This is a genomic window from Nostoc sp. S13, assembly GCF_029379315.1.
In the GTDB taxonomy this organism is placed as follows: domain Bacteria; phylum Cyanobacteriota; class Cyanobacteriia; order Cyanobacteriales; family Nostocaceae; genus Nostoc.
This window is the reverse complement of sequence record NZ_JAQYWQ010000009.1, coordinates 80,437-104,683: the sequence shown is the minus strand read 5'-3', so window position 1 is coordinate 104,683 and position 24,247 is coordinate 80,437. Positions and strand designations below refer to the sequence as shown.

The 24,247-nt window shown below is 42.6% G+C and carries 17 protein-coding genes and 2 pseudogenes; 8 read left to right on the top strand and 11 right to left on the bottom strand.

Translation table 11 applies throughout. The features are described from left to right. Position 1 precedes the first annotated feature (1 nt). The gene (locus tag PUQ00_RS05315; protein ID WP_300413847.1) at positions 2 to 166 is read left to right on the top strand and encodes a hypothetical protein; all 165 of its coding nucleotides are present in this window, start codon (positions 2 to 4) and stop codon (positions 164 to 166) included. 606 nt (positions 167 to 772) lie between these two features. On the opposite strand, the gene PUQ00_RS05305 is transcribed toward PUQ00_RS05315, so the two are convergent. The 4 genes from PUQ00_RS05305 to PUQ00_RS05290 form a co-directional block, all read right to left on the bottom strand. Then, complete coding sequence (locus PUQ00_RS05305; protein ID WP_300413845.1) at positions 773 to 1,012, bottom strand: hypothetical protein; 240 nt, start codon at positions 1,010 to 1,012, stop codon at positions 773 to 775. Between the two features lie 53 nt (positions 1,013 to 1,065). Then, positions 1,066 to 1,245 (bottom strand): hypothetical protein, encoded by a 180-nt coding sequence (locus PUQ00_RS05300; protein WP_300413843.1) that lies wholly within the window; start codon positions 1,243 to 1,245, stop codon positions 1,066 to 1,068. A 394-nt stretch (positions 1,246 to 1,639) separates the two neighbouring features. Next, positions 1,640 to 3,061 carry an aldehyde dehydrogenase family protein gene (locus PUQ00_RS05295; protein ID WP_300413841.1) on the bottom strand — a complete coding sequence of 474 codons (1,422 nt, stop codon included), beginning with the start codon at positions 3,059 to 3,061 and terminating at the stop codon, positions 1,640 to 1,642. 41 nt (positions 3,062 to 3,102) lie between these two features. Then, on the bottom strand, positions 3,103 to 4,146 hold the full coding sequence (locus PUQ00_RS05290) for a nitrilase-related carbon-nitrogen hydrolase (protein ID WP_300413839.1): 1,044 nt from the start codon (positions 4,144 to 4,146) through the stop codon (positions 3,103 to 3,105). 154 nt (positions 4,147 to 4,300) lie between these two features. Here PUQ00_RS05290 and PUQ00_RS05285 point away from each other — a divergent pair, with 154 nt between their 5' ends. After that, on the top strand, positions 4,301 to 5,230 hold the full coding sequence (locus tag PUQ00_RS05285) for an NmrA family NAD(P)-binding protein (RefSeq protein WP_300413837.1): 930 nt from the start codon (positions 4,301 to 4,303) through the stop codon (positions 5,228 to 5,230). Positions 5,231 to 5,339: 109 nt separating this feature from the next. Here PUQ00_RS05285 and PUQ00_RS05280 read toward each other — a convergent pair whose 3' ends face one another. Then, on the bottom strand, positions 5,340 to 6,110 hold the full coding sequence (locus PUQ00_RS05280) for a red chlorophyll catabolite reductase (protein ID WP_300413834.1): 771 nt from the start codon (positions 6,108 to 6,110) through the stop codon (positions 5,340 to 5,342). 156 nt (positions 6,111 to 6,266) lie between these two features. Here PUQ00_RS05280 and PUQ00_RS05275 point away from each other — a divergent pair. Further along, positions 6,267 to 6,563: pseudogene (locus PUQ00_RS05275) on the top strand (zinc ribbon domain-containing protein); the annotation flags it as partial. 403 nt (positions 6,564 to 6,966) lie between these two features. On the opposite strand, the gene PUQ00_RS05270 reads toward PUQ00_RS05275, so the two are convergent. Next, positions 6,967 to 8,598, bottom strand: coding sequence for a PQQ-dependent sugar dehydrogenase (locus tag PUQ00_RS05270; protein WP_300413833.1), 1,632 nt, complete (start codon positions 8,596 to 8,598; stop codon positions 6,967 to 6,969). Positions 8,599 to 9,862: 1,264 nt separating this feature from the next. Continuing rightward, positions 9,863 to 12,244, bottom strand: a complete 2,382-nt coding sequence (pbpC, locus tag PUQ00_RS05265; RefSeq protein WP_300413831.1) for a penicillin-binding protein 1C — start codon at positions 12,242 to 12,244, stop codon at positions 9,863 to 9,865. A gap of 564 nt (positions 12,245 to 12,808) precedes the next feature. Here pbpC and PUQ00_RS05260 point away from each other — a divergent pair. Next, complete coding sequence (locus tag PUQ00_RS05260) at positions 12,809 to 18,478, top strand: alpha-2-macroglobulin (protein ID WP_335030420.1); 5,670 nt, start codon at positions 12,809 to 12,811, stop codon at positions 18,476 to 18,478. 60 nt (positions 18,479 to 18,538) lie between these two features. After that, the gene (locus PUQ00_RS05255) at positions 18,539 to 18,790 is read left to right on the top strand and encodes a hypothetical protein (protein WP_300413826.1); all 252 of its coding nucleotides are present in this window, start codon (positions 18,539 to 18,541) and stop codon (positions 18,788 to 18,790) included. A 670-nt stretch (positions 18,791 to 19,460) separates the two neighbouring features. On the opposite strand, the gene PUQ00_RS05250 is transcribed toward PUQ00_RS05255, so the two are convergent. The 4 genes from PUQ00_RS05250 to PUQ00_RS05235 all read right to left on the bottom strand — a co-directional run bounded on the left by PUQ00_RS05250 (position 19,461) and on the right by PUQ00_RS05235 (position 23,360). Continuing rightward, on the bottom strand, positions 19,461 to 20,216 hold the full coding sequence (locus tag PUQ00_RS05250) for an alpha/beta fold hydrolase (protein ID WP_300413824.1): 756 nt from the start codon (positions 20,214 to 20,216) through the stop codon (positions 19,461 to 19,463). Positions 20,217 to 20,283: 67 nt separating this feature from the next. Continuing rightward, the gene (gene fldA / locus PUQ00_RS05245; protein WP_300413822.1) at positions 20,284 to 20,796 is read right to left on the bottom strand and encodes a flavodoxin FldA; all 513 of its coding nucleotides are present in this window, start codon (positions 20,794 to 20,796) and stop codon (positions 20,284 to 20,286) included. Between the two features lie 96 nt (positions 20,797 to 20,892). Continuing rightward, the gene (locus PUQ00_RS05240; protein WP_300413820.1) at positions 20,893 to 22,326 is read right to left on the bottom strand and encodes a chlorophyll a/b binding light-harvesting protein; all 1,434 of its coding nucleotides are present in this window, start codon (positions 22,324 to 22,326) and stop codon (positions 20,893 to 20,895) included. 2 nt (positions 22,327 to 22,328) lie between these two features. Then, positions 22,329 to 23,360, bottom strand: a complete 1,032-nt coding sequence (locus PUQ00_RS05235) for a chlorophyll a/b binding light-harvesting protein (RefSeq protein ID WP_300413818.1) — start codon at positions 23,358 to 23,360, stop codon at positions 22,329 to 22,331. A 204-nt stretch (positions 23,361 to 23,564) separates the two neighbouring features. Between PUQ00_RS05235 and PUQ00_RS05230 the strand changes: the two genes are divergently transcribed. From PUQ00_RS05230 to PUQ00_RS05220, 3 genes and pseudogenes are all read left to right on the top strand, one after another. Continuing rightward, positions 23,565 to 23,819 carry a type II toxin-antitoxin system prevent-host-death family antitoxin gene (locus PUQ00_RS05230; RefSeq protein WP_300413816.1) on the top strand — a complete coding sequence of 85 codons (255 nt, stop codon included), beginning with the start codon at positions 23,565 to 23,567 and terminating at the stop codon, positions 23,817 to 23,819. Next, positions 23,812 to 23,913 (top strand): annotated as a pseudogene (locus tag PUQ00_RS05225) (type II toxin-antitoxin system YoeB family toxin); the annotation flags it as partial. The gene PUQ00_RS05230 and the pseudogene PUQ00_RS05225, both read left to right, overlap by 8 nt. A 172-nt stretch (positions 23,914 to 24,085) precedes the next feature. Next, positions 24,086 to 24,172, top strand: a complete 87-nt coding sequence (locus tag PUQ00_RS05220; protein ID WP_300413880.1) for a type II toxin-antitoxin system YoeB family toxin — start codon at positions 24,086 to 24,088, stop codon at positions 24,170 to 24,172. Positions 24,173 to 24,247: the final 75 nt, after the last annotated feature.

Below are 24,247 nucleotides of genomic sequence, written 5' to 3'. Positions count from 1 at the left end.
AGTGGGGAAGGTATCAAAGACGGCTTTAATCATCGCTGGCGTAAATTCTTTAGAAGATAAACTGGCAAAACCAGTACCACGCGCTGCCATAACATCGCTGTGGCCGCCAAAAATTGAGAGGGGTTGCGCCTTATTGATCTGTCCAGTTGAGCAAATTCATATCTAGCAACCTTTTTGGACTCTCCTATCCGTCAAACTCACGTTAATTAGTGCCAAAATCCTGACTGAAAATTCTGCAATGCAAAGAGTCTGCGAAAAATTGGGCTTCTGTATTCATCCCACTGCTGAGACTTCAATCGTGAGAGCATAAATTATAATTTGACGTGAAGCATAACGAATTCCGTTTTTCTCCAAGCGATCGCGTTTCTCATCGAGCTAAGTTAAGCGGTGGCTAGTATCCTTTGTTTAGATATCCTTTTTATCTTCGATCGCCCGTTGCTCATATTCTGTAATGATGCTCTGAATGCCATCTGCGGCAATATCTACTTGTTCAGATTTTGCATAAATAGTCAGCAAAATAATTCCCGTTGCTGTCTTGACATAGTAAATCAGACGATAGCCACCGCTTTTACCTTTTTGAGTGTCGCTATTTCGGACTCTTAACTTGAAGACCGCATAACCAACCCCAGGTATTTGATCTCCTGCAACTCTCCCTGTTCAAGTTGTTCGATGACGGGTTGTATATCATTCCGAATACTGCGATACTTCTTAGCAAGAGTGCGTAGATTTCGGTTGAACGTTGGCGAAACTTCAACTTGAATTGAAAGGCTGGTCAGTCATTTTCAAGCCCTTCCCAAAGTTGAGCTACAGGGATAGTTTGCCCAGTCATAGCTTCGTGCCAAGCTTGCCGGAAATCTGCTAAGACTTCTGCTTGAGATTGATCATCTAGAACTTCCTCTTCTGGAATTAGAATAATAACTTCTACGCGGCTATTTTTATCTGTTATGAGAGGATGATCTAAGGTTAGTTGTCTTTGCTCATTAATCGTTGCCATGACTTTAACTGCTTTCATTGCTAATCCAAGATATTAAGTGGTAGTGGTTAGGTTAATGTCCAAGGCTTTTCCTAAACTCGACTTTCACACTTTCGGCTCCAAAAGCTGAAAGATAGACTCACGCTAACCAGTTCAGTTGTTTCACCTTCAGCGATTGCTTGCTCCATTGCCACGTCTTCAATAATTTCTGCCAGAAATTCAGAGACTTCTTTTCGATTGTCACGAATTAATTTGATGATCGCGCTTTTCAATATTTCCTTAAGTTGATCTGGCAGTTACTTCATTCCACAGTTCATAGTCCAGGGTGTTCAGGTGCAATACATTTGTCTGCCCATCTCCCGCAATCAAGTTCAGCGTCCGCGCTACCGGCACCGCTTTCTCATCAAAGTCGTTCGCGTCCTTCTCTAGGAGACGCTGCGCGAACGCGGTTCGTTAAAAAAATTGACTTTGACAAAGAGTTAAGCCTTAACTGAAGCGTATTGACCCATAAAAATAAATATTTTCAACAGAATGAGAATGCGATGCCTTCTCTACGAGACGCTTTGCGTAGCTTGCTTCCACGTTCGCGGAGCGTGCCGTAGGCAAGTGGTACGGCGGCAAGCTACGCAATTGGTTACGGTAATGAGTTGCATAGTGATGATGGCATCACTCCCCATTCTCAAACCACCAAGGGTCATAAGTAGCGTTAGTTTTGATCAAAATAGCTTTTTTTCGCATAAACCGTTTCAACGCCGCCGCACCCATGCGTGACCCTCCCACACCAGAGAATTTAAAGGCGTTTTTCTCTCCCTCATGTATCATGGCGGTGAGTCCAGCATCGTTGATACTGATGCCACTTGCATCTATCTGGTAGGCAACTTCTAAGGCTTTTGCTTCGGACTCGGCAAACACAGCAGCACTCAATCCATAAATTGAGTCATTCGCTAAAGAGACTGCTTGCTCTACTGTGGCAAAAGGCATCACTGGCATAATCGGGCCAAAAGTCTCTTCGGTCATCACTTTCATGGAATGGTTAACGTGGGTGAGAACTGTCGGACGACACCACCGACCCCCACCTAAGTCCTCAACTACACCGCCGCAGTGAATTACTGCTCCCTTTTCAACTGCATCTAGGAGATGGTCGCTAATAATTGCTGCTTGTCTTTCGGCGATGATCGGGCCAATTTCTCCACTTTCGACTGTAGGATAGGCTAGCCTAAGGTGATGTGCTTTGGCTACTAGTTGATGGTAAAACTTTTCAAATATCGATTCAGCAACATAAATTCGCTCAATTGATAGGCATGACTGTCCGGTGTTGACGACGGAACCCCACAATATTGCTGAGGTTGCTAATTCTAAATTGGCTGATTCTAAAACGATCGCCGGATCTTTTCCTCCTAATTCCAAAAAAGCTGGAATAAACCGTTTAGCAGCTGCTTCTGCTACTTTTCGCCCGGTGGCTACACTGCCTGTAAAACATACCAAATCTACATTTTCAATCAAATCAGATCCGGTTGCGCCTGCTCCTTCAACAAAAGTTAATACATCGTGCAGTTTGGGAACGGCGTTGAGTGCTGTAATCATTGGTGCTACGAAGCGGGGAGCAATTTCACTGGGTTTGACAATCACGGCACAACCCGCCAATAATGCCGGAATGGTATCAATGGTAGACAGCAACAGGGGAAAATTCCACGGGCTAATTATCCCAACTAGGGGATAAGGAACGGATGTTTGTTGCAAGGCGATAAACGGAATAGCTGTATTTTTTGCAGATTCTTGCAGCAACTCCGGCGCTAACCGACACCAGCGATCAATGCTAGAGAGGAAAGAATCTATTTCTAATACTGAGACTGACAATCTTCCCGTATCATTTACCAAAGCTTCCGTTAAGCGATCGCGTCCAGATAATATCGCTTGTTTCCACTGCTGTAAAGCTTCAATTCTCCCTTCTAAACCCAACTGCTGCCAGCGAACTTGTGCTTTACGCGTGCGCTTACATTGCTGCACCAGCAGCTTTGGGGGCGGAGGGATAATTACGTAGTCAAATTTGCCAGTTCGCGGATTGCGGACTTCTATTGGTTTTGTCATTTATTTCCCCGTGCCCAATGCCCCATGCCCCATGCCCCGATTCAAATTATCCCCAATTTAGCTAACCGCTCAATGGTGGCTTGCTGCGTTTGGAGGAAGTGTTTGCGATCTACTTCTCCTTCCAGCATAGTATTAGCAGGGTAAAAGTGTGATTGGCGATAACTTTCGGCGTATAGCTCAAACCGTTGGCGTGAAAGTAAATTATTTAACCCCGGTCGGCGGCGATCGCGGCGTAATGCGGCTAGGTCAATCTCTGCGAATGCTGCCATGCTCTCGCCTGCACCTGTCTCAGCTAAAACGATTCCGCGATGGTCGATGATTTTAGAGCCACCATCAGCCGAAGCAATGGGGATAGCAATATTAGCAATACCTGCGGTATTGGTTGAGACTACGTATGCCATATTTTCGACGGCGCGAGTGATTTTTGCCGCGTCTTTGGGCGTGAGGTTTTTGTTGTATACTTCCGAGGTGGAATGCACAAAAATCTCCGCTCCTCGCATCGCCAAACACCGCGCTACTTCTGGATATAAAATTTCTTCTGATGCTAAAGCTGCCAAATTACCGATCGCAGTTTTGGCAACTGGGAAAACTCCCTCTAAACCATAGCAATCAAGATATTTATCCCAAACATCATGGGGAGTGGGGGCAAACAAGGAATTCAGCCGCCGATACCGCAAAATAATTGAGCCAGAGGGGTCAAGAATAAAGCAGGTTTGGAAATACAATCTAGGAAAGTTGGGGTCAACTTCGTAGGCGTTACCAGCTAAAAATATTTTATGCTTTTGAGCAATTTTACCAAGTGCCTCATACTCAGCACCAGCCATTTCTATACAGGCTTTTTCTGCCCACCCTAAGAGAGAATCTCCCATTGGGAAACCAGTGAGAAAATATTCTGGCAGTACAATTAAACGACAATCAAAGCCAATGAAAGCGATACTGGCAGCAATTTGTTGAGCTAGACGGTTGATGGAGTTTTGCATCAGCGATCGCGCTTCGTGGCGGTCGCTTGTCTGGTTGACTGCATAACAGGTAACTTGGAGGGCCAAAGCGCGGTAGGATTCTAGATTATCAGTATTATCTGCCATGCTGTATCCAAATTTTCTTACTACCTTGTAGGCATAGCACAAGTTTATCTCTCAACTCAGATTCGTTTAAATCAGGTTGCTACTTAATTATTGTTTGCTTCTTCTGTCTTTGTATAAACTTAATTTAAATAAAGAACTCCAGGTAGAAGAGAGAATGTCAAATTTCCCCGATCGCACAGAGTCAAACACCGATAAAGTCTTACTCATCGGAGTTACTGGCGGCACAGGTGGAAATGTCGTCAAGGGATTTCTCGAACAGGGAGTTACAAAGATGCGAGTCATCACTAGAGAAATTGATCTTAATCGTCCAACTCTTGCAAAGCTCAACGATGCCGGAGTTGAACTGGTAAAAGCCAATCTCGACGATGAAGCCTCCCTCATAGCAGCCTTTGCAGGGATTTCGGCTGTTTACTGCCATGCAACTTCTGCGGACTCTCCTAAAATTGACCCGTTAGAGGTGGAGAGGGCAAAGCGAGTTGCACAAGTTGCCAAACAAGCTGACATCAAACACTTTGTCTACAATTCCGCAGGTGGGGCGGACAGGAATTCCGGAATCCCCCGCATTCAGCAAAAGTACCAAGTGGAGAAAATTCTCAAAGAAGCTGGCTTACCGACTACTATGTTGCGAGCTTGCTTGTTTATGGAGGAGTTTTGGAAGAAGTACACGCGACCTTCCATCCTCAAAGGTAGTTTCCCATTTTCCATTCAGCCAGACAAGCCCCTTCATCTAATTACAACGAAGGACATGGGCCGCGTTGCTGCCTACGTAATCAAACATCCCACCAAGTATATTGGTCAAGAAATTGAGCTAGCTGGCGATGTGCTGACTCCTCTTCAGATGACAGAGGCATTCTCCCAAGCGCAGGGGATGAAAGTTGTCTACAAAGAGACACCCGCCTGGATTTTCTTACTCTTGCTACAAAAGGAACTGTTCGATTTGATTCAGTGGTATCGCAAACAAGGTTATCAAGCCGATGTCCAGCGTTTACGAGAAGAGGAGTTTCCTGGACTTCTGACCACATTTAGCGAATTTCTGGCAGAAACCAACTGGGCAAATGCGGAACTCACTTACGAGAGTCTGTGATCGGATTAGTACACTATGGCATTGTTCATTGGTCATTAGTCATTTGTCATTGGTCATTAGCAAAGGACAACTGACAAAGGACAACTGACCAATTCAGAGAATGCGATGCCTAACGGCCGGCTACGCCTACGTCACCCCAGAGCGATCGCACAAGTCTATCTGTCAATTCCGATCCAAATAGCCGCACAGCGATTTGGTTGTCTACGTCGCGTTCAGCACTGCTCCGGCGCAACCACAAATCACGAGCCGCTAGAGCATCCCGTGCATCTTCTGGCACAGGTTCAGCTGCATCTACCCAAGTTAGCCAGCGATCGAGTGTTTCATGTGTAAGTGTGCGAATTAGTTCGAGAGTCTCAAAAGTAGGTGCGCCTGTGTAACACAACTTAACAGGAGATTGAAATAGGCGAATATACACACTTTTGCTGGTAAATAACTTGAGCCGCGAATCGGACTGCAACTTTAAGAATGTTTGGTTAACTGGTTCATAGTAGCGATCGAGATATGCCAAATCGGTTAAAAGCTCAGTCCGGGGGATGTAATCTATATAAAAGAAAATATTTGGAAATATGCCAAACTCAAACGCTAAATGAGGAACTTGGATATGCGACTTTAACCAAGTCGTGAGACGCATGGCGCTGAAGTTTGAAGTTTCAGGGTTTCCCAGCCACGAATGAACTAGCCAGTCAATTTCTGACCCAAAAAAAGTGGTCAGCGATCCGTTGATATTGCCATCAAGACTGCGATATGGCTGTAAATCTTGTGTAGAAGGGTCTGGATGTAACTGAAAACGAGCCTCCAGTTTTTGGTAGAGTTCGTTGGTAATTCCCCACAACTGCTCAAATACAGCTTTATTGTCTAGATCAGTTGGTTGCTGAGTCATAGTTTGAGTTTGTTGCTTTATTTATATAGACTTTGAGACTTTCCCCATCTGTGCTCAGGGCGAATATCTGTGCGCTGCTACCAAAGCCTATATTACAAGAAAGATTGGGAAGTTTGAAAGCCACTGAGTAAGCATTGCGTAGCAATGTCTTACGTGCTTCAGACATTTGCAAAAGTATTTAAACGTGTCACGGTTGCGGTTAATCCGCAATACACAAGCCAGGAATGCTCTAGTTGCGGTGAAGTTGTTAAGAAAACACTATCTACTCGAACCCATGCTTGTAAATGTGGTTGTTTGATGGATAGAGATGAAAACGCGGCTAGAAATATCCTTAGTCGGGGATTGGGTACGGTAGGGCATATCGGAACCTTTGCGCTAGACGCAAGCAACGCTTGGGGAGATGAAGCCTCTACTCTTGTTGGTGAAAACCTGCCTGAGCAAGTTATGTCTTAGATTCAAGAATCCCCGTCGCTTCAGCGCGGGGAGTGTCAATTTAACCATGATCCAAATACGTTGGTAGGGGTAGAGCAATGCTGATCTCTAAATCCTGCTTCTAGACTAACTTTCAAGTTAAGTTGATACGAATGAGCAATGTTCCCTACAAGAAATCTATATATATCAGGTTTTGTAGAAAATGGGATGAAATCTGGAAATCATTTTTATCTGGGGAATGGTTCGCGAACCATTCCCCCTTTTTCATATCCCTTGAAAAGTCAGCATGGTTAGAGGAGATTCAACCTCTGTGCAACAAGCCAGAAACTTCTTTAATTGTTGAGAGTGCCATGTCAGGACTTGTCGAGGGAGGATTGTCAGCTGCCTAGATAAATTTAGCTACAATCGTTAAAAAAACTTGGTACTAGTTTACCTCTAGGAACGATATTGAATCATTCAAGTCATTTCCAACAAATTTATAATCACCAGGACTAAACTTGCGGCATAGACCACTAGTTTCACGTTGGCATACACGTACCACTGTATCTGGTGGCACGCGTAATGAACTAATAGTGTCATTACCAACGATATTTAAGTTACCTTGGTTGGCTTTATATACACCTGGACTTGTGGGAAAAGACTGGGAAATTCCAGTAAAGTTAGCGTCCTTGTAGACCTGAACCTGTGCAACTGGCGGCGTGTAGATGAGCTTATAGATAGTACCACTGTAATCATCGGAGATTAACAAATTGCCCTGCTGATCTACTGCCGTATCCACGGGTCGTCCCCAGATTTCTTGCGTTGCTGGAGCTACCCAGCCGCTGACTAAATCTATCTGGTTTCCTGGGATCTTTGTCGTAGTGTCCCAGGGAAAGTAAGCTATTTTATAGCCTGTTTTCTGCTGCCGATTCCATGAGCCGTGCAGTCCTACCACTACCCCAGTTGAGTACAGGCTGGGAAACTTCGTATTTTGTAAGAAGGTTAGTCCCAACGGAGCCGAATGCGCTTGGATACCTTTGATAATCTTGTCCATCGCATTGCAATTAACATGCCCATCAGCATTGTACTCATAGTCGGGGTCGAAGGGCATATAGTAAGAGCCATTTGACGTGTCAGGATTGGGGTTGCAGAATGGCCAACCGTAGTTGCCGCCATCTCGGACTCGCGTAAACTCCTCTGGCGGGTGATTGTCCACATAGGACGGGATAACCTTACCGTAGTTGTTAGTGGCATCCTTGAAGGGATAGGCTATGTTGTCTCGATTATTAACGGCTACCCAGAGGTCATTTGTACCAGGGACGAATGCCAGTCCTTCTGCATTGCGAAAACCTTGGGCAAAAAGCCGCGGATTGGTTCCATCAGCGTTGTACTGGTAAATCGCACCGCGCCGTGGATTACTGACAGTATCTGACACGCAGGCATTGCATGTCGAGGCGATGGACACGTATAGTTTGTGGTTGGCATCAAGTGCGATATTTTTCAGTTCGTGACCGTAAGCACCTTTGAGTTCCGAGGTGCTGCTGTCTGGTAAGCCAGCTACGACAACTTGGCGATTCTGCGCGGTTATGTCTCCAGATTTGTAGATGAACCGGTTAATTTGATTACTCTCAGAGATATAAATGTATGTGATGTTGTCAATCGTGTGAAACACGATGTCGTGCGGTTTCTTTAGACCTGTCACGAAGTCAGAAATAATTGGGTCTTTGTTGCCATTTGCCCTGACAATTAGTACTTTACCGGTACTGGGCTGCGATACTAGAAGATTGCCATTGGGAGCAACTGCTATAAAGCGGGCAGCGACAATCCGAGCATAAACGGTGATGTAGAAATTGGGCGGCACTTTCAAGTAACGGCTAATATTGAAAGGCCAATAGCTCATTGTATTAGGCACCTTAATCTTAACGTCAACAGACGCAGCTGGTGGGATGGCCAACGCTGGGGTGGAAAGAACCTCGAAGTGCATCACAGTAGTAAGCAGGGCGAGGAAACTAACTAGCCGCAAAGACACTATCTGTCCGAGCCACTGTTTTGGCTGTAGAGGAAACACAATTGACATTTTCAATTTCCTTTTGATGTGGATAGAAAAAGAGATAACTGGACTTAAGGCTGTGTTTAAAGTCTTAGTTGTAGCAGCCAGGAACGCCAGAAACGCTCAGGATGGTTTCAAACTAGGACTAACGCTCTTTTATCTGTCCTCAGAGAGATAAATAAGATGCTGACCTTGAATCTTTTTCAAAGCCTCGCTTTATCAGCAAAGCCAAAAAATCCTTGTTTGCAACCAACCACGGAGAAATCAAGTTTTAATATTCTCTAACGAGAGCGATAAAAGACCGCTAATTGCAACTAACCGTAAGTAAAACAAGTATTTTATTTACTACTTCTAGTAGTACTTTGTCAAGCTAGTTCTGACTACGAACTTGCTTATCCATCAATTAAAATAACATACGAAATCGGGCAAGCAGTCACAATTAAACAAAACTATTTTTTTGCTTGTCAACTATTTAAATTATCATTGATGCATTGTTTTAAGACATATCAATCTTGCCTAAAAACCTTACAGAAACTGGGTTAAAAGTTTCTGTAAACGTTTAATTGTTACCCAAAAATACCTGAATTCTAGGTTGTATTGATTAATATTGCTCTTGCCGAACCCTCTTTTATCACTCTCGGAAAACAATAATCTCAGCCAAATTCTGAGACTTAGATCTAATCCAGATTTGAGGCTCTATTTTCTAACAGAAACTAAAATTTATAGACAAAAGGTAGAAATTAAAGTCCCGTAACGGTTTGAGGATTGGATTCTCGCAAGGTGACAAAAGAGGGTTAGATTTAACTAGCATATATACAACTCCGGTTAGATTAGGGGTTTCCAACAAATAAATTATCCAATCTCGTAGGGTGGTTCGAAAAGTTCGCCTTGGTCTATGGACGGGCTTTTCGGCCCACCCCACAAGAACTAATTGAGGATTTTTTGAATTGGAAATCCCTTAATGAAAACTTTTTAAGATAATTGCTAGACAAAGGTTTTAGTCTCAGTATGCTGATCATCATTCAAGTCTAATTCCGATATGTGGTTACATCCTATTGAGATAAAAGTGAAATGTAACTCGTATATTCACTAATATTTCAACTTCCTAACGAAAAATTTTTGAGTAAATTTACGTAACCTAGAATTTAATATCATGTTTTAGCAAAAAGTGGCGATACTCAAATACAAGTTATTGTTAAGTTACTGACATCAGTCCTCTATCTTCATTCTTCTTTTTCGCTGAAAGTATTAAGTGTATAAGTTTATTTATTCACGCTTACTTACTATTTAATTAGGGACGATTCATCTTTACCGGAGAATTACTAATTGAAAATCCCCGACGCGTGGGTTTAAGAGTAGCTAATTCCACCTGAAAACTTAGTTTGTCACTCATTTCCCCACTTCTCGCCTCCAAAGTCCAATTACCAGGACGTAGATACCAAAAGAAAGAATTAGCTGAGTTTGTATCTAACTTTTTACCATTCAGCCACCACTCCACAGGCGCAGATTTATTTCCCACTAGCTTAAATTCGAGTTTTTGCTTCGCTTCTTCACCTGGATACAGTAAGAATAAATCGCCATGATGCGGAGATAAAATTCTCAAATTGGTAGAAGTAAGATTCGATTGCTGTTGTTTTGCCAACCACTCATCATACTCTGGTGGTAAATTGAACTGATTTTCACCTTCGTACTTACTTTTATCTTCAGGATAGAAATATTCCTGCACCACTGAGGTACAGTCTGGTGTTGGTCGTAACCCCGAAATTGCACAAACAGGTAGTTGCACTAAACCTTCTGGAGGCGGAAAACCGGCTGGTTCTTGATGTTCGTGCAGGTGTAACACAATCCGATTCCACAAGGGTGCAGCCCCTGTAACACCTGAAACTTGTCGCATCGGTTCGCCGTTGAAATTGCCTACCCAAGTAGCGACAGTGTAATCAGTAGTGAAGCCAACAGTCCAAGTATCACGAAAATTGGAAGAAGTACCAGTTTTAACAGCAGAAGGAAAAGGTAAATTTAACACTGAGTCTACACCAAATGCTGTTGCACGAGCATGGCGATCGCTGAGTATATTGGTGATTAGTTGCCATATCGTCGTCGAATTTTGGATTTTAGATTTTGGACTTTCCTGCGGAACGCTACGCGTAGCTTGCTTCTCCGAAGGAGTACGACTTCTCTCAGTCGAACGATTTTGGATTGGGGAATTGGAAAATGTGCTTACTAAAGAGGTAGCATCTCCTTGTCGTGCTATGGTCAGGTAGGCATGGGCTAATTCCCAGAGGCTGACTTCGCCACTACCTAGAGTCAAACCCAAACCATAATGTTCTGGGGTTTGATTGAGGTGTTCAAATCCCAGTTGATGCAGTCGTTCTAAGAAAGTTTCCACACCTACTTTTTCTAACACCCGCACTGCGGGTACATTCAGGGAATTTGCTAAGGCGATTCGCACTCGCACTGGGCCAAGAAAGCGTTCGGTATAATCTGTTGGGCTGTAAAGTTTCGCGCCGGGAATGGCATAATGAGCGGGTACATCTGGTAAAATGCTATTCGGGTGAATTAAACCTTTTTCTAAGGCTAATTCATAGACAAAAGGCTTAAGGGTAGATCCTGGTTGACGTAGCGCCTGCACTCCATCATTACGTCCCAATTTTGCTTGATTAAAGTAATCAGGTGAACCGACATAAGCCAAAACTTCACTAGTGCGGTTGTCAATTACCAATGCAGCTGCATCATGGACGTTGTTAGCGGCTAAAGAAGAAATTACCTGCTGTACCTGTGCTTCGACAAACTGCTGCAAAGGGCGATTTATAGTGGTGCGGATGGGGGAATTTTCTTCTGTTTGCGTTTGGGATAGCTGACTAGCCAGCCAAAATAAGAAGTGTGGTGCGGCGATAATTCCTCGCTGGCGAGACTGAAACACAACTTTTTCGGTGTGTGTTCGTGCTGCGATCGCCCCACTAATATAACTTTCTAGTACCATACGATTGAGGACGTACTTTTGTCGCTGCTTCAGCCGTTCCCAATGCTCATAAGGGTTAAAGTATGTGGGATTATTGGGAATAGCAGCCAACAAACTAGCTTGGGCAAGATTCAATTCACTAGCTGGGATGGAAAAATAAGTCCGCGCGGCTGCTTCCACACCATATATATTCCCTCCCATTGGTAGCCGATTGATATATGCAGCCAGGATTTCATTTTTGTCCATCCCTGCTGTTAACCGCCAAGATAGCCAAATCTCACTCAGTTTACCAGAGAAGCTGCGGGGGACGGGATCTAACATCCGCGCCAATTGCATAGTAATAGTGGAAGCGCCGGAAACAACTCTTTTGGCGTGGATGGCTTCTTTGCTGGCGCGGATAACAGCTTTCATATCCAAGGCGCCGTGATGGTAAAAGCTAGCATCTTCGGCGGCTAAAATGGCATGGATAAACTGGGGCGAAACCTGATTCAGTGGTACTACTGATGTATGCTCTTGGTCATGGGTGAGTAGTATTCCTAATGGTAAACCATTGCGATCGCTAAATTGCATTGCCAGTTGATTTTGGGCAATATCTGCGGCACGAATGGGCGCAAAATAAGGTAGTAGGCGTACCACTAGGCAGATTAGCAGCACAGCTAGGATAACTTTACTAGTGTGCTTTATTTTGGTTAGCGATCGTGAAATTAGTTTCATCAGGGAATCCCCTGTCTAAAAAAACTTACCTTAATTTTGCCGCCGATTTACTTACATCTAGATCAGTAAATATGTCAAATCCTTAATAATTCATTTTTACTAACTTAGCAGATATAAATTAATGTTTGCGAAATTTAAATACTTCTTTATAGTTAAGAATTGTAATTATTTTTTGGAACAATCACACTGAATTAGTTATCAATGTAAATAAACATAGTTAAATCCAAAGTTTGGGTATAAATAACTAGTCATCTTGCGTCCTTTATTAGTCTTGGCATTGCCCAGTTAATCAGGGAGTGCGAACTTTTATTAGCTATAATTTGTAAATTTTGAATTAATAAAAATATGATTATTAGATTTTTACTCCGTTCCTGCCATAAAATTCTCTATCTCTTCCTTCTCTTCTCTACAAGAGGCTGCGCCAACAAGACGCTGCGCGTTCACGTAGTGTCTCCTACAGAAGGCATCCTTGGTGTCCTTAGCGGTTTGTTAAAAAAAATTAGTTATTCTTCAAGGCGCAAGAGAAAAATACAGTTTATTCTTCTCTTTACATTTATGTTAGGAATGGCAGGGTGTAATTTTTTTGGTATCAACTCAAGTAAAGAACAACTCCCAACAGTATCCCCACTCACACCCCCAAAATTACCAGACTGGATTGAACAAATTAGTCCCATTGGGGATGCAAAATCTCTTAACCAAATCCGCATCCGTTTTAAAGAAGCTTTAATACCAGTTGAAAGTCTTGATAGCCCAGAACAGCAAAAATTATTACAAAAATTTGCTATTTGGCCGCCTTTACCCGGTCAATTTCGTTTTTTAACACCGCGCATGGTGGGATTTCAAGCTGATAAAGCATTGCCAATAGCGACAAGATTTCAAGTTACTCTCAAAGCAGGTTTAGCCGATTTAAAAAATCATCACCTAGATAAAGATTTCCCTTGGACTTTCAATACCGAATCTATCAACCTAACTAGTCTACCCGGTGTCAATCCCATTGAAAAGGCTGATGTTGAACCAATTGATTTACAACAAAAGTTACAGTTTACTTCAAATGTAGAATTGGATTTAGCTTCTGTACAAGAACATTTGCAATTAATTCCCGAAAGTAAAAATAAAGGTACAGGTTTTAAAGTCGAATTAAACAAAGAAAAAAAAACATTAAAAAATGAAGAAGACCCTTTAGAAAAATTTGACCCTTCAGCACGCAATTGGATTTATAACCTCATCCCCCAGCAAAATCTCGAAAAAGCAACCCGTTATCGTCTGGTATTTTCTCCCGGAATCCGTCCTGCTTATGGCAATTTACTTACAGAGAAACAATTTGCCACTAAGTTAGCAACTTATTCGCCTTTGGCATTTCAGAAAATTAACTTTTATGGACAGCCAGATTCAGGTGGAACTTTTGGAAGATTTCTTAAAGGCAGTCCGCAGCTAGAATTTAATAATGTCTTACTGGCAGATTCAGCTAAAGAAAATATTACTATTAATCCAGCACCAAAAGCAATTTCGAGAATTATACAAGTAAATGATGAAGATAAAATTGTCGGCATCAATCCTTATGCGCTAGAACCTGCGAAGAGTTATACAATTACTATCGGCGCTAATCTCAAAGATAAGTTTGGGCAAACTTTGGGTAAACTTGTCACACTTCAATATGATACTGGAGATTTAGCTGGGGATATTTGGGTACCATCAGATTTGAATATTTTCCCCACAAGTAAAGATTTACAGCTAAATATTAGTGCGGGAAATCTGCCAGAATCTAACTACAAAGCAGCTTATAAAGTAGTTAAACCGACAGATTTAGTTTATTTTAATAATAGTAGTGATTTATTACCACAACCTTCTGAATGGCAAAGCTTTAAGGTATCGGGTAAGAAAAATCAATCAGTTGACATTGCTGTTCCTCTGCGGGAAAAAATAAGTGGTGCGACGGGAATGCTAGCTTATGGAGTGCAAGCACGCACTAATAAATATCAGGAGAATGGTAAGGAACTGTGGCGAGAACCTACGACTTATGGCTTAGTTGAATTGACGGATTTGGGCATATTTACTCAGTGGTTTCCTGAGTCAGGCTTAATTCGCGTCAATCATCTTACAGATGGTTCGCCAGTTCAAGCGGCTGCTGTGGAAATTTATCAATCAAAATTACAGGCAAAATCTCGCCCGGCACCTGTACCTTGTGCAACGGGTAAAACTGATGAAAATGGAATTTTTAGAATTGTTCGTGAAGGATTAACGCAATGTTATTCTGGGAATAAAAGTTCTAGTAAATCACCACAATTATTAGTAATTGCACGTGAAAATCAAGATTGGGCATTTGCCAGAACAGAGGAATATAGCGGTGTTTATGGCTACGGTATTGATGCAGGTTGGCAAGATGGTAAACCTGAATCACGCGGGGTAATTTTTTCAGATAGACAGTTGTATCAACCAGGTGAAAAAGCTTGGTTTACTGGTTTTGCTGACTATTTACAAAATGGTGCAATCCAACAAGATAAAAATGCTGTTTACCAATTAACTTTGGTAAATCCTGATGGACAAAAGACCAATTTAGGTAGGCAAACTACAAATGAATTTGGTACATTTTCTTTGGAAATGCCAATCAATACTACTCAGCGCTTAGGCTACCATACAATCCAGGCGAAGGGAAAGAACGGGCAAGAAATTTCTGGAGAATTTCGGGTAGCTGAGTTTAAGCCACCCAACTTTAAAGTCGAACTCAACTTAGATAAAGAATTTGCTCTCATTGACGAGAAAGTAGATATTAATGCTACAAGTAATTATTTATTTGGTGCGCCTGTAGAAGGTGGAGAAGCAAAATACTTTATTACTCGCCAGCAATCTAATTTTGTTCCTAAAGGCTGGGACGAATTTACATTTGGTAGACAATGGTTGTGGCCGGAGGAAACCCCGACTATATCTAGTGACGTGTTGCAAACTAATGCCCAGTTAGATGCTAATGGTAAAAGTAGTCAAACTCTGAATGTGGCTAAGGATTTACCATATCCGATGACTTACCGAGTGGATGTACAAGTTGCAGATGTTTCTAATCTGTCTGTAGCGAATTCTAAAACTTTTATAGCCCTACCAAGTAATCGCCTCATCGGGTTAAAAAGCAATTTTATCGCTGATGCTGGTAAGGCTTTTCCGATTGAAGTGATTGTTACTGATCCTACAGGAAAACCGATAACAGGTCAACGAGTACGGCTGGAATTACAACAGATTAAATACAGCAGCGTCACGCAGCTGGTGGAAGGTAGCCGAACACCAAAAAATCAAGTTGAATATAAAACAGTGGGACAAGCAGAAATTACATCTGCTAGCAATCCGCAATCCGTAAGTTTGACAGCACTGGAATCTGCTTCATATCGGATTAGAGTTAATTTTAGCGATGCCAAAAGCGAATTAAGTGCCACAGATTTACAAATTTGGGCAACTGGAGAAAATCCTGTATTTTGGGGTTCGGGAGAAAAAGATGTCTTAGAAGTTAAATTAGATAAAAAAGAGTTCAAACCTGGTGAAACCGCTACTGCACTAATTCAATCCCCCTATCCAGATGCCGAATTGTACTTTGCTGTAATTAAAGACAAACCACTTTATCAGCAGATTACGAAAGTTCAGGGAGGCGCACCACAAATTCAGTTTCAAGTCACGCCAGAAATGCTACCAAATGCAGCGATAGAAGCTGTATTAGTCAGACAAGGTAAACCCATCAACCAAGTGGAAGCGGGAAGTTTAGATAACTTGGTGAAGATTGGTTTTACACCTTTTAAAGTTAACTTAGAGGATAAGTATTTAAAACTGCAAGTTAAACCAGTACAAGCATCATTAGAACCTGGTGCAGAAGAAACGGTACAACTGGAACTGAAGGATAATCAAGGCAATCCCACCAAAGGACAGTTTACAGTTATAGTGGTAAATGAAGCGGTGTTACAACTTTCTGGTTATCGTCCGCCAAATTTAGTAGATACAGTTTATGCAGAACAGCCAATATCTACCCGCTTTAGCGATAATCGACCGAATGTAATATTACAACCACAAGATGTAGCTAAACCTAAAGGTTGGGGTTATGGCGGTGGTTTCTCAACTGGTGCGGCCAATACTCGTACCCGCACCGATTTTCAAGCCTTAGCTTACTACAACGGTTCTGTCCTCACCGATGCAAATGGTAATGCAAAGATAACTTTTAAATTACCGGATGATTTAACTACATGGCGGGTGATGGCTGTGGCCACCGATGGAAATCTGCGCTTCGGTAATGGGGACGCGACGTTTATCACCACAAAGCCACTGCTAACTAATGCCATCTTGCCACAATTTGCCCGTCCAGGCGATCGCATCCTCGCTGGTTTATCTGTAACTAACAACACCGGGAATACAGCAAATCTCTCAATTAATGGCGAACTTAGCGGTAATGTGAAGTTTGCCGATAAAAACCCCACAGCTACTTCTTTGCAAACCAAAGCTGAATCCGCAACTCACGCTTATCGCTTTCCAATGGTGGCGGATAGTGTGGGAGTTGGTAAAGTTCGCTTTAGCACTCAGCTAAATGGTACAGCCGCAGATGCTTTTGAAGTACCTTTGGAAATTAAGCCAATTGAAATTACAGAACAAGTCGTTGAAACTGGGGTCACTGAAAAACAGGTGAAGATTCCCCTGAATGTTGATAAAAATACCTTCCCTGATGCGGGAGGTTTAGATATTCAGCTGGCAAGTACTTTGATACCGGAGATTCAAGCACCAGCAAAGCAGGTGTTAGAAGATGATGATTTACCGTTTACAGAACCGGCTGCAAGTCAGTTAATAATTGCTACCAATCTGCAAACTATTGCCCAAAAATATGGTCAGGTATTTGCAGAATTTAATCCTAGCCAACAGGCAAGTAAATCAATTGAGAAATTACAAAAACTCCAAATAGCAGATGGTGGTTTTGCTACTTTCCCCGGACAAGAAAAATCTGACCCTTGGGTTTCTTCTTATGCGGGTGAATCTTTGGCTAAAGCCAGTCAGGTGTTCCCTAATTTAGTCGATTCTGCAATAGTGTCTCGCCTAAAAGTTTATTTGCAAAAAGTTCTGGCGAATCCTGGAGAATACGAGTTTTGTAAACAGGAACTGTGTAAAAGGCAACTGCAACTTAATGCTTTAATAGCACTTGCACAACTGGGTGAAAAACGCAATACTTTTTTTGCAGATATTTATGAACAGCGCAATAACTTTGATATAGTAACTCAAATTAAATTGGCGCGATACTTATCTCAATTCCCAGAATGGCAAGACGAATCTCAACAATTAGTGAACAAACTGCAACAGAATATCTATGAAACTGGTCGTACAGCAGTTGTAAGTTTACCAGGTAGTTGGGGGTGGATGAGTTCATCTACCGCGACGCAGGCGGAAGCTTTACGCTTATTTATTGCCAAGCAGAGTCAACCTGAAGTTATAGATAAGTTATTCCAAAGTCTTCTCGCATTGCGACGGTATGGCACATGGCAAACTAACTATAATAATGCTCAAGCCTTAACAGCTTTGGTAGAATATAGTCAACTGCAACCCACGCCGCCTAATTTTGTTGCCACAGTGCAATTAGCTGGTAATAAGTTAGGAGAAAATCGCTTTGAAGGCTATCAAAATCCTAGTTTACAGCTAAATGTGAGGATGAATAAATTACCTCGTGGTCGTAATGATTTAACGCTGCAAAAATCAGGTAATGGCAGTTTGCACTATCTGGTTGCTTATAATTATCGCTTGCAGGGAAATCAACCAGGCAGATTTAACGGTTTACGCATAACACGAGAAATTAGTCAAGTAAATAAAGAGAAAGTTTTACAAAAAACAGGTCTTTATGCTTTCGATAAACCCTTGACTTTAGCCTCTGGACAGGTGTTTGATATTGGTTTAGAGATCATCGCCGATCATCCTGTGGATCATGTGGTGATTAAAGATCCTTTACCATCAGGTTTTGAGGCGGTGGATGCAAGTTTTCAAACTACCACAGCTGCATTACAAGCAAAAGCCGATAGCTGGCAACTTGGGTTTAAAAATATCTACCGCGATCGCATTATCGCTTATGCCGACCACCTGGAACCAGGAGTTTATAGCTTGCATTACTTAGTCCGTTCTGTGACTCCTGGGACATTTTCTTGGCCTGGTGCCCAAGTTCACCTGCAATATGCACCAGAAGAATTTGGGCGTACTGCTGAGTCTACATTGGTGGTTGAGGATAAGTCGTGACAACTTAAGATGTAAGAAAGGGAATCTATAAATGTTCAAAGCCTATGGGAGATCAAGGCAGTGACATATATTCTGAAAGTTAACGAACATGGCGATTTGTATTTACCATCTGAGGTGCTGGGAAAACTACAACGTGGCACATTCTACAGCTTAGAAGTTCAGGGAGATATACTGATTTTGCGTCCTGAACGTTCAGGCGTATTGTCTCCAGAAGAGAAAGCGGCAAAGTGGAGGAGGTGGGCTGCAAGTCATTCAGCTAACAGTCCAGGCTTGCCTGATGAGGCTTTGCGCCGGGAGAATATCTACGATTGACTATTCGTTACTTGCCTTGCTGAGAGTGAACTGACTATATGGCATAGAATTTGTCTGGTGATGACATGGTGACTTATCATTTACGCACTCTTGTATCTTACTCAACAATTAATCAAATAAATTTAACAAAGCTTTCGCCGTCCCTTGTTGCAAGCATTACAAGCAGAAGTTTTAGGCTCAAAATCAATACAGGCGATATAAATAAGCCAGAGAGGTTGGCGAAGCGGGCGTTACCATTCCACCAATCAAATTTGACGTTGGGATTGCCGTATGTCTGCATTGTTAAACAATGAATAGTTGTTGCCAATAATACTCAATTAATTAGTTCTTATTTCAGTAGTTAAATGTCGCGTGAGTGCTGCCACACTAGACGTGAAGCTTTTACCTGAACGAGAATAGCTTCTTCCGATTCACCGCAGGCGTTACCGATTGTCGTCAGATATTACTTCTTGCCACATCCTCGACTTATTGAAGCTAATTACTAATTATTGAGATTAAAAACTTAGTTTATTGAAAGTAATTCTTATTTAGCTAGTCTCTTTACAAAATGTAATTATTAAAACTAGAAGAAAAATAGGCAGCCCAAGCGGAGCGATAATAGTAACTATCACCGCTCGAACTATGCAAGTAAATATTAGTTTTTAAATGTGGGTTATTCTGCCTTCTGCCTTTATAAATATGTAGAAGTGCTTAGAGATAGTGCAGATGCTTCTAGTAGATGCGGATGGTGGGGTTGCCAAAAACTCAAAATCTGTTCGCCAACCTGTTGAGGATAAAAGTAGTGAAAAAAATGATACCCTTGTGGGCATTCCCAAAGTTTATCTTCTGGCTTAAACCAATTCAACCAGTCATTCAATGCAGGTGGGTTGACTACCGGATCACTCTTGCTACCACATACCATCATTGGCATAGAAACTCCACCCTTGGGTAAATAAACTAACTTAAACAAAGAGTGTTGCGAGGGAGATTGTTCTAAATCTTTATCTAAGGCAGCTACTAACTTCTTAGTGGTATGAGGTGGTTGATTTCCAAAAAGACTGCGAACGCTGCTTGCCAAAACTAGTTCACGGCTGATGTTAAAAAGTTGTCTTTGAAAGTAATAGTGAGCGTGCCAATTGTTTGCAGGTTGAGCTGCTACAGCTAGCAGGGTGAGCGATCGCACTTTTTGAGGAAATCGACGGGCATAGCTTAAGGCGATCGCACCACCCACACCATGACCTCCTAAATGCACGGGGCGATCGCGCCATTCTAAAAAATCAGATAGCAACTCCACAGCTTGCTCTATGGAACTGCCTTCATCTTTAGTTTGCTGGTATTCCCACTGGGCGATTCTTATATACCCAGATAAATAATCAAGTAATGGTTTATCAAAACGCTGCAAAACAGGACTGGCACTTAACCACAAAACATCAAATGAATCAGACATAAATACCTATAACTTCTAAATTCTCGATTTCACTAAGGGCGCACAGCTAGCTGTACGCCCCAAATCTCTACAAACCAAATTCTTTCTTCAACTGAGCAACCCAAGTTTTAATTCGCTCGTCCGTTAAGTCAGATTGACTACCTTCATCAAGTGCCAATCCGACAAACTTGCCATTTCTCAAAGCTCTAGAGTTCTCAAACTCATACCCTTCAGTTGGCCAGTAGCCAACAGTTTTACCACCGCGCTGAGAAATTTTTTCTTCGATAATTCCAATTGCATCTTGAAAATTATCGGCATAGCCATATTGGTCTCCATCACCAAAATAGGCAACCAGCTTACCCTTAAAATCTATTTCATCTAGATCGGGGAAAAAGCTTTGCCAATCGCTCTGAAGTTGACCAATATCCCAAGTGGGAGAGCCAATAATCAGCAATTCATACTCATCGAAAGTGGTAGTATCGGCCTCGTAAATGGGATGTAATGTTACAACATCACCACCAAATTCATCCCGAATTTTTTCAGCATCAGATTCAGTGTTGCCGGTTTGAGTACCGTAGAACAGACCAATTTTTTTCGACATATTCTCACCTGATAAATAGTTTTGCGATCAATCAAAAGGACTTATGCAAAAATAGCTATTTGTCCTGTATGTAAACCTGACATAAGTTGATGCAACTTACAAAAACAAACTGCTATTGGTTAACAGCAAGAAGGCAAACAAAGCTCCTCCGCAGCTACCCACTGTCCAGCCAGCATTAAACTCGCTCCAAGACTTAGCCGTTTTCATGTTTTCCGGTAGCTCCCCTTGAGCAGGTTTGCGTTTTTGAAATGACACATTACCATACAACCACAAGCAAATAGACAAAATCAATACCAGACCAATTGTGGCAAGTAACCCTGCTTGATTCGCCAACTCCGTATCCCGCAACGGCCCTAACTTGACAAATGGGCCAATCAAAAAGTAGCCGTGCGCCATGCCAATTTCCAGCCCCCGTGAAAAAGGAGATAAACCTTGACGGTAAATAGGAAGATTTGCCAATAACTTTAAGGTGATATCGGAAGCATTCACTGGGGTATCAAAATTGCCCATTTCCGGCATTCTGGCAGGATTGACAACTCCCTGCTGAAAATCAAGTCCAGCCGCTATGACACGTACTCTCAATGCGTGCCAGATATGACCCGCTAAAAATACAACTGCCAAAGCAAAGTGACTGGTTGCTAGCCAAGTACGAACCGTAATTACTCCCGATGCAGTAGTACTCAGTCCTAACGGGCCATAGAAAACTGTGGGATAAACGGTATCATTTACCGTGACAAAATATGCTGCCAAAAAACCCATGTAAGCCAGAGCGCCCAGGCTATAGGATAGGTAAGCCTCACCAGACCAAAACAGTATCTTTTTTGCCCAATCAAAAGGCTTGGTGAGAATGTGCCAAAAACCTCCAACAATGCAAAGTATTCCAACCCAAATATGTCCACCGATGACATCTTCTAGGTTGTTAACTGCTGCCATCCCCTGTTTGCCAAAAGCACCGAAGAGATAGCCAAAGATCCGACTAGGGTTAATAGTCGGTTCAGTAATTACTCGTACAGATGCTACTGCCGGATCATAAAGACCACCCCAAAACAACGCCTTTGCCACCAATAACCACGCCCCGAACCCTAATAACAGCAGATGAATGCCGATGATAGTGGTCATCTTGTCTTCATCTTTCCAGTCGTAGCCAAAGAAGCCAGGAAAAGAGGTGTTGTCACTTAAGACTTCCGGGCCTAAAACGGCGTGGTAAATGCCACCAGCTCCCAGTACAGCAGAACTAATTAGATGTAAAACACCAATGACAAAATAGGGATAGGTATCAATAATTTGGCCGCCGTCGCCAACACCAAATCCCAAGGTTGCTAGATGGGGCAGCAGGATTAACCCCTGTTCATACATCGGTCGGGAGGGATTATAGTTGGTGAGTTCAAACAGGGTCATTGCTCCTGCCCACAGGACAATCAACCCAGCATGAGCAACATGAGCGCCTAAAAGCTTACCCGACAAATTAATAAATCGGGCATTGCCAGCCCACCAACCCGATTCTGGGGTCGTTATTGTTGCAGTTACCATTGTTAGATTGCCTCCCCACGAGTTGAACGGACGACTCTCCAAGCGCGAAAGTCAAATCCAGCAGCACGTAAAGCGTGCCAGAGATGCCCTTGAAGAAAGAAGAAACCTAGCCAGAAATGAGCATTCGCCAGCCAAACGCGAGAGGAGAGTAAATCTCCACTCTGGAAGTAGGGAAAACGGTCAAACCCAATACTCAGGGGTGGCCCATAAAATTCCGGTGGGTAAGCTAGTGTGTTAACAGAGACAAAATAGGCAGCAATCAAACCCATGAGAGCTAAAGCACCCAAGCTGTAAGAAAGGTATGCTTCTCCTGACCAGATAAAAAGCTGCTTTGCCCAGCCGAAAGGTTGAGTTGTAATGTGCCAGATACCACCAGCAATGCAGAGAATGCTGACCCAAATGTGACCACCAACCAAGTCTTCCAGGTTATTAACTCCAGCAATCCAATGCTTGCCACCGCCACCAAATAAGTAGCCAAAAATGACGACGGAGTTCAAAGTAGGGCTAGAAACTACGCGCACCTCACCCACCGTAGAATCGTACAAGCCGCCAAAGAATATGGCTTTAGCAACCAATAAACCGGCTCCTAGACCCAGCAATACTAGGTGAATACCCAGAATAGTGGTCATTTTATTCGCATCTTCCCAGCGATAGCCAAAGAAGGAAAATCTCTCTTCTAAGATGGCGGGGCCACGTAGGGCATGAAAGATACCGCCAAATCCCAGGAAGGCGGAGCTAATTAGGTGCAATACTCCAATGACGAAGTAGGGATAGGTATCTACTATCTGTCCACCACTTCCAACACCCCAACCGAGGGTTGCTAAATGAGGCAATAAAATCAACCCCTGTTCGTACATTGGTTGCGCTCTGTTGAAGTGGGCAAGTTCAAAAAGGGTTGTTGCACCAGCCCAGAAGACAATTAATCCCGCATGAGCAACGTGAGCGCCCAAAAGCTTACCTGAAAGGTTGGTTAACCGGGCGTTCCCTGCCCACCAGGGAATCGACTCCGGTGTTTGAACAGCAACGCTTGTCATAGCGTTATCTCCTGAAAAAGTTTGCAAATAGCTGAAATATATCAGTGACTTAATGAGTATTTATATCAATAAGCCTGAAGATATCCTATCAGACTTATTGAAAATTATTTTCATTTGTCAAAAGTAAATTTTTATAAAGTTTTTCCGGAAACAAATTGAAGAAAACCCGATACTTGTACAAGAAAGAGTACAGGTTCGCGCCAGATGAAAGTTATCTCTTTTAGCGAGGCGAGAAATAGCCTGAAGACGGTTTTAGATCGGGTGACGGAAGATGCCGACTATACGATCATCACCAGACGAGATGCGGATGATGCGGTGGTGATGTCGCTGGAGTTTTTCAATAGTCTGATGGAGACTGTGTATTTACTGAAGTCTCCGACAAATGCAGCCCATTTGGAACGTTCGATTGCTCAATTTAAGCAGGGGAAAGTGGTAGAACCAGATTTGCTGAATGACTAGAATGCTGGCATGGAAGGATAAGGTTTGGGCTGATTGTCTTTACTGGCAAGGGCAAGACAAGAAGACACTCAAAAGAATCAATAAACTGATTGACCTTTTTTTAATTAAAAATTAAAAGTTAAAAATTAAGAAGAATAATAATTTTTAATTAATTTGGGGTTCAGAGCAACCACTGATAGCGAAGCGTTAGCGAGTCCTCGAGCGTCTTGCAATTTTTAATTAATAATTTTTAATTTTTAATTGGAGCAAAGCGACTTGACGAGGCGATGCGGATGCCTTTTGAGGTTATAGGTAAGCCAGAATCTCTACGGGAAAACTTAGCTGGATTTTGGTCGCGATCGCGGCGAATCTAAGCCGAACCTCTGATTATTTTGCACCCAACTGATATCTTTCCTATAACAGGTGGGTATTATAAGCTTGCCATGCTA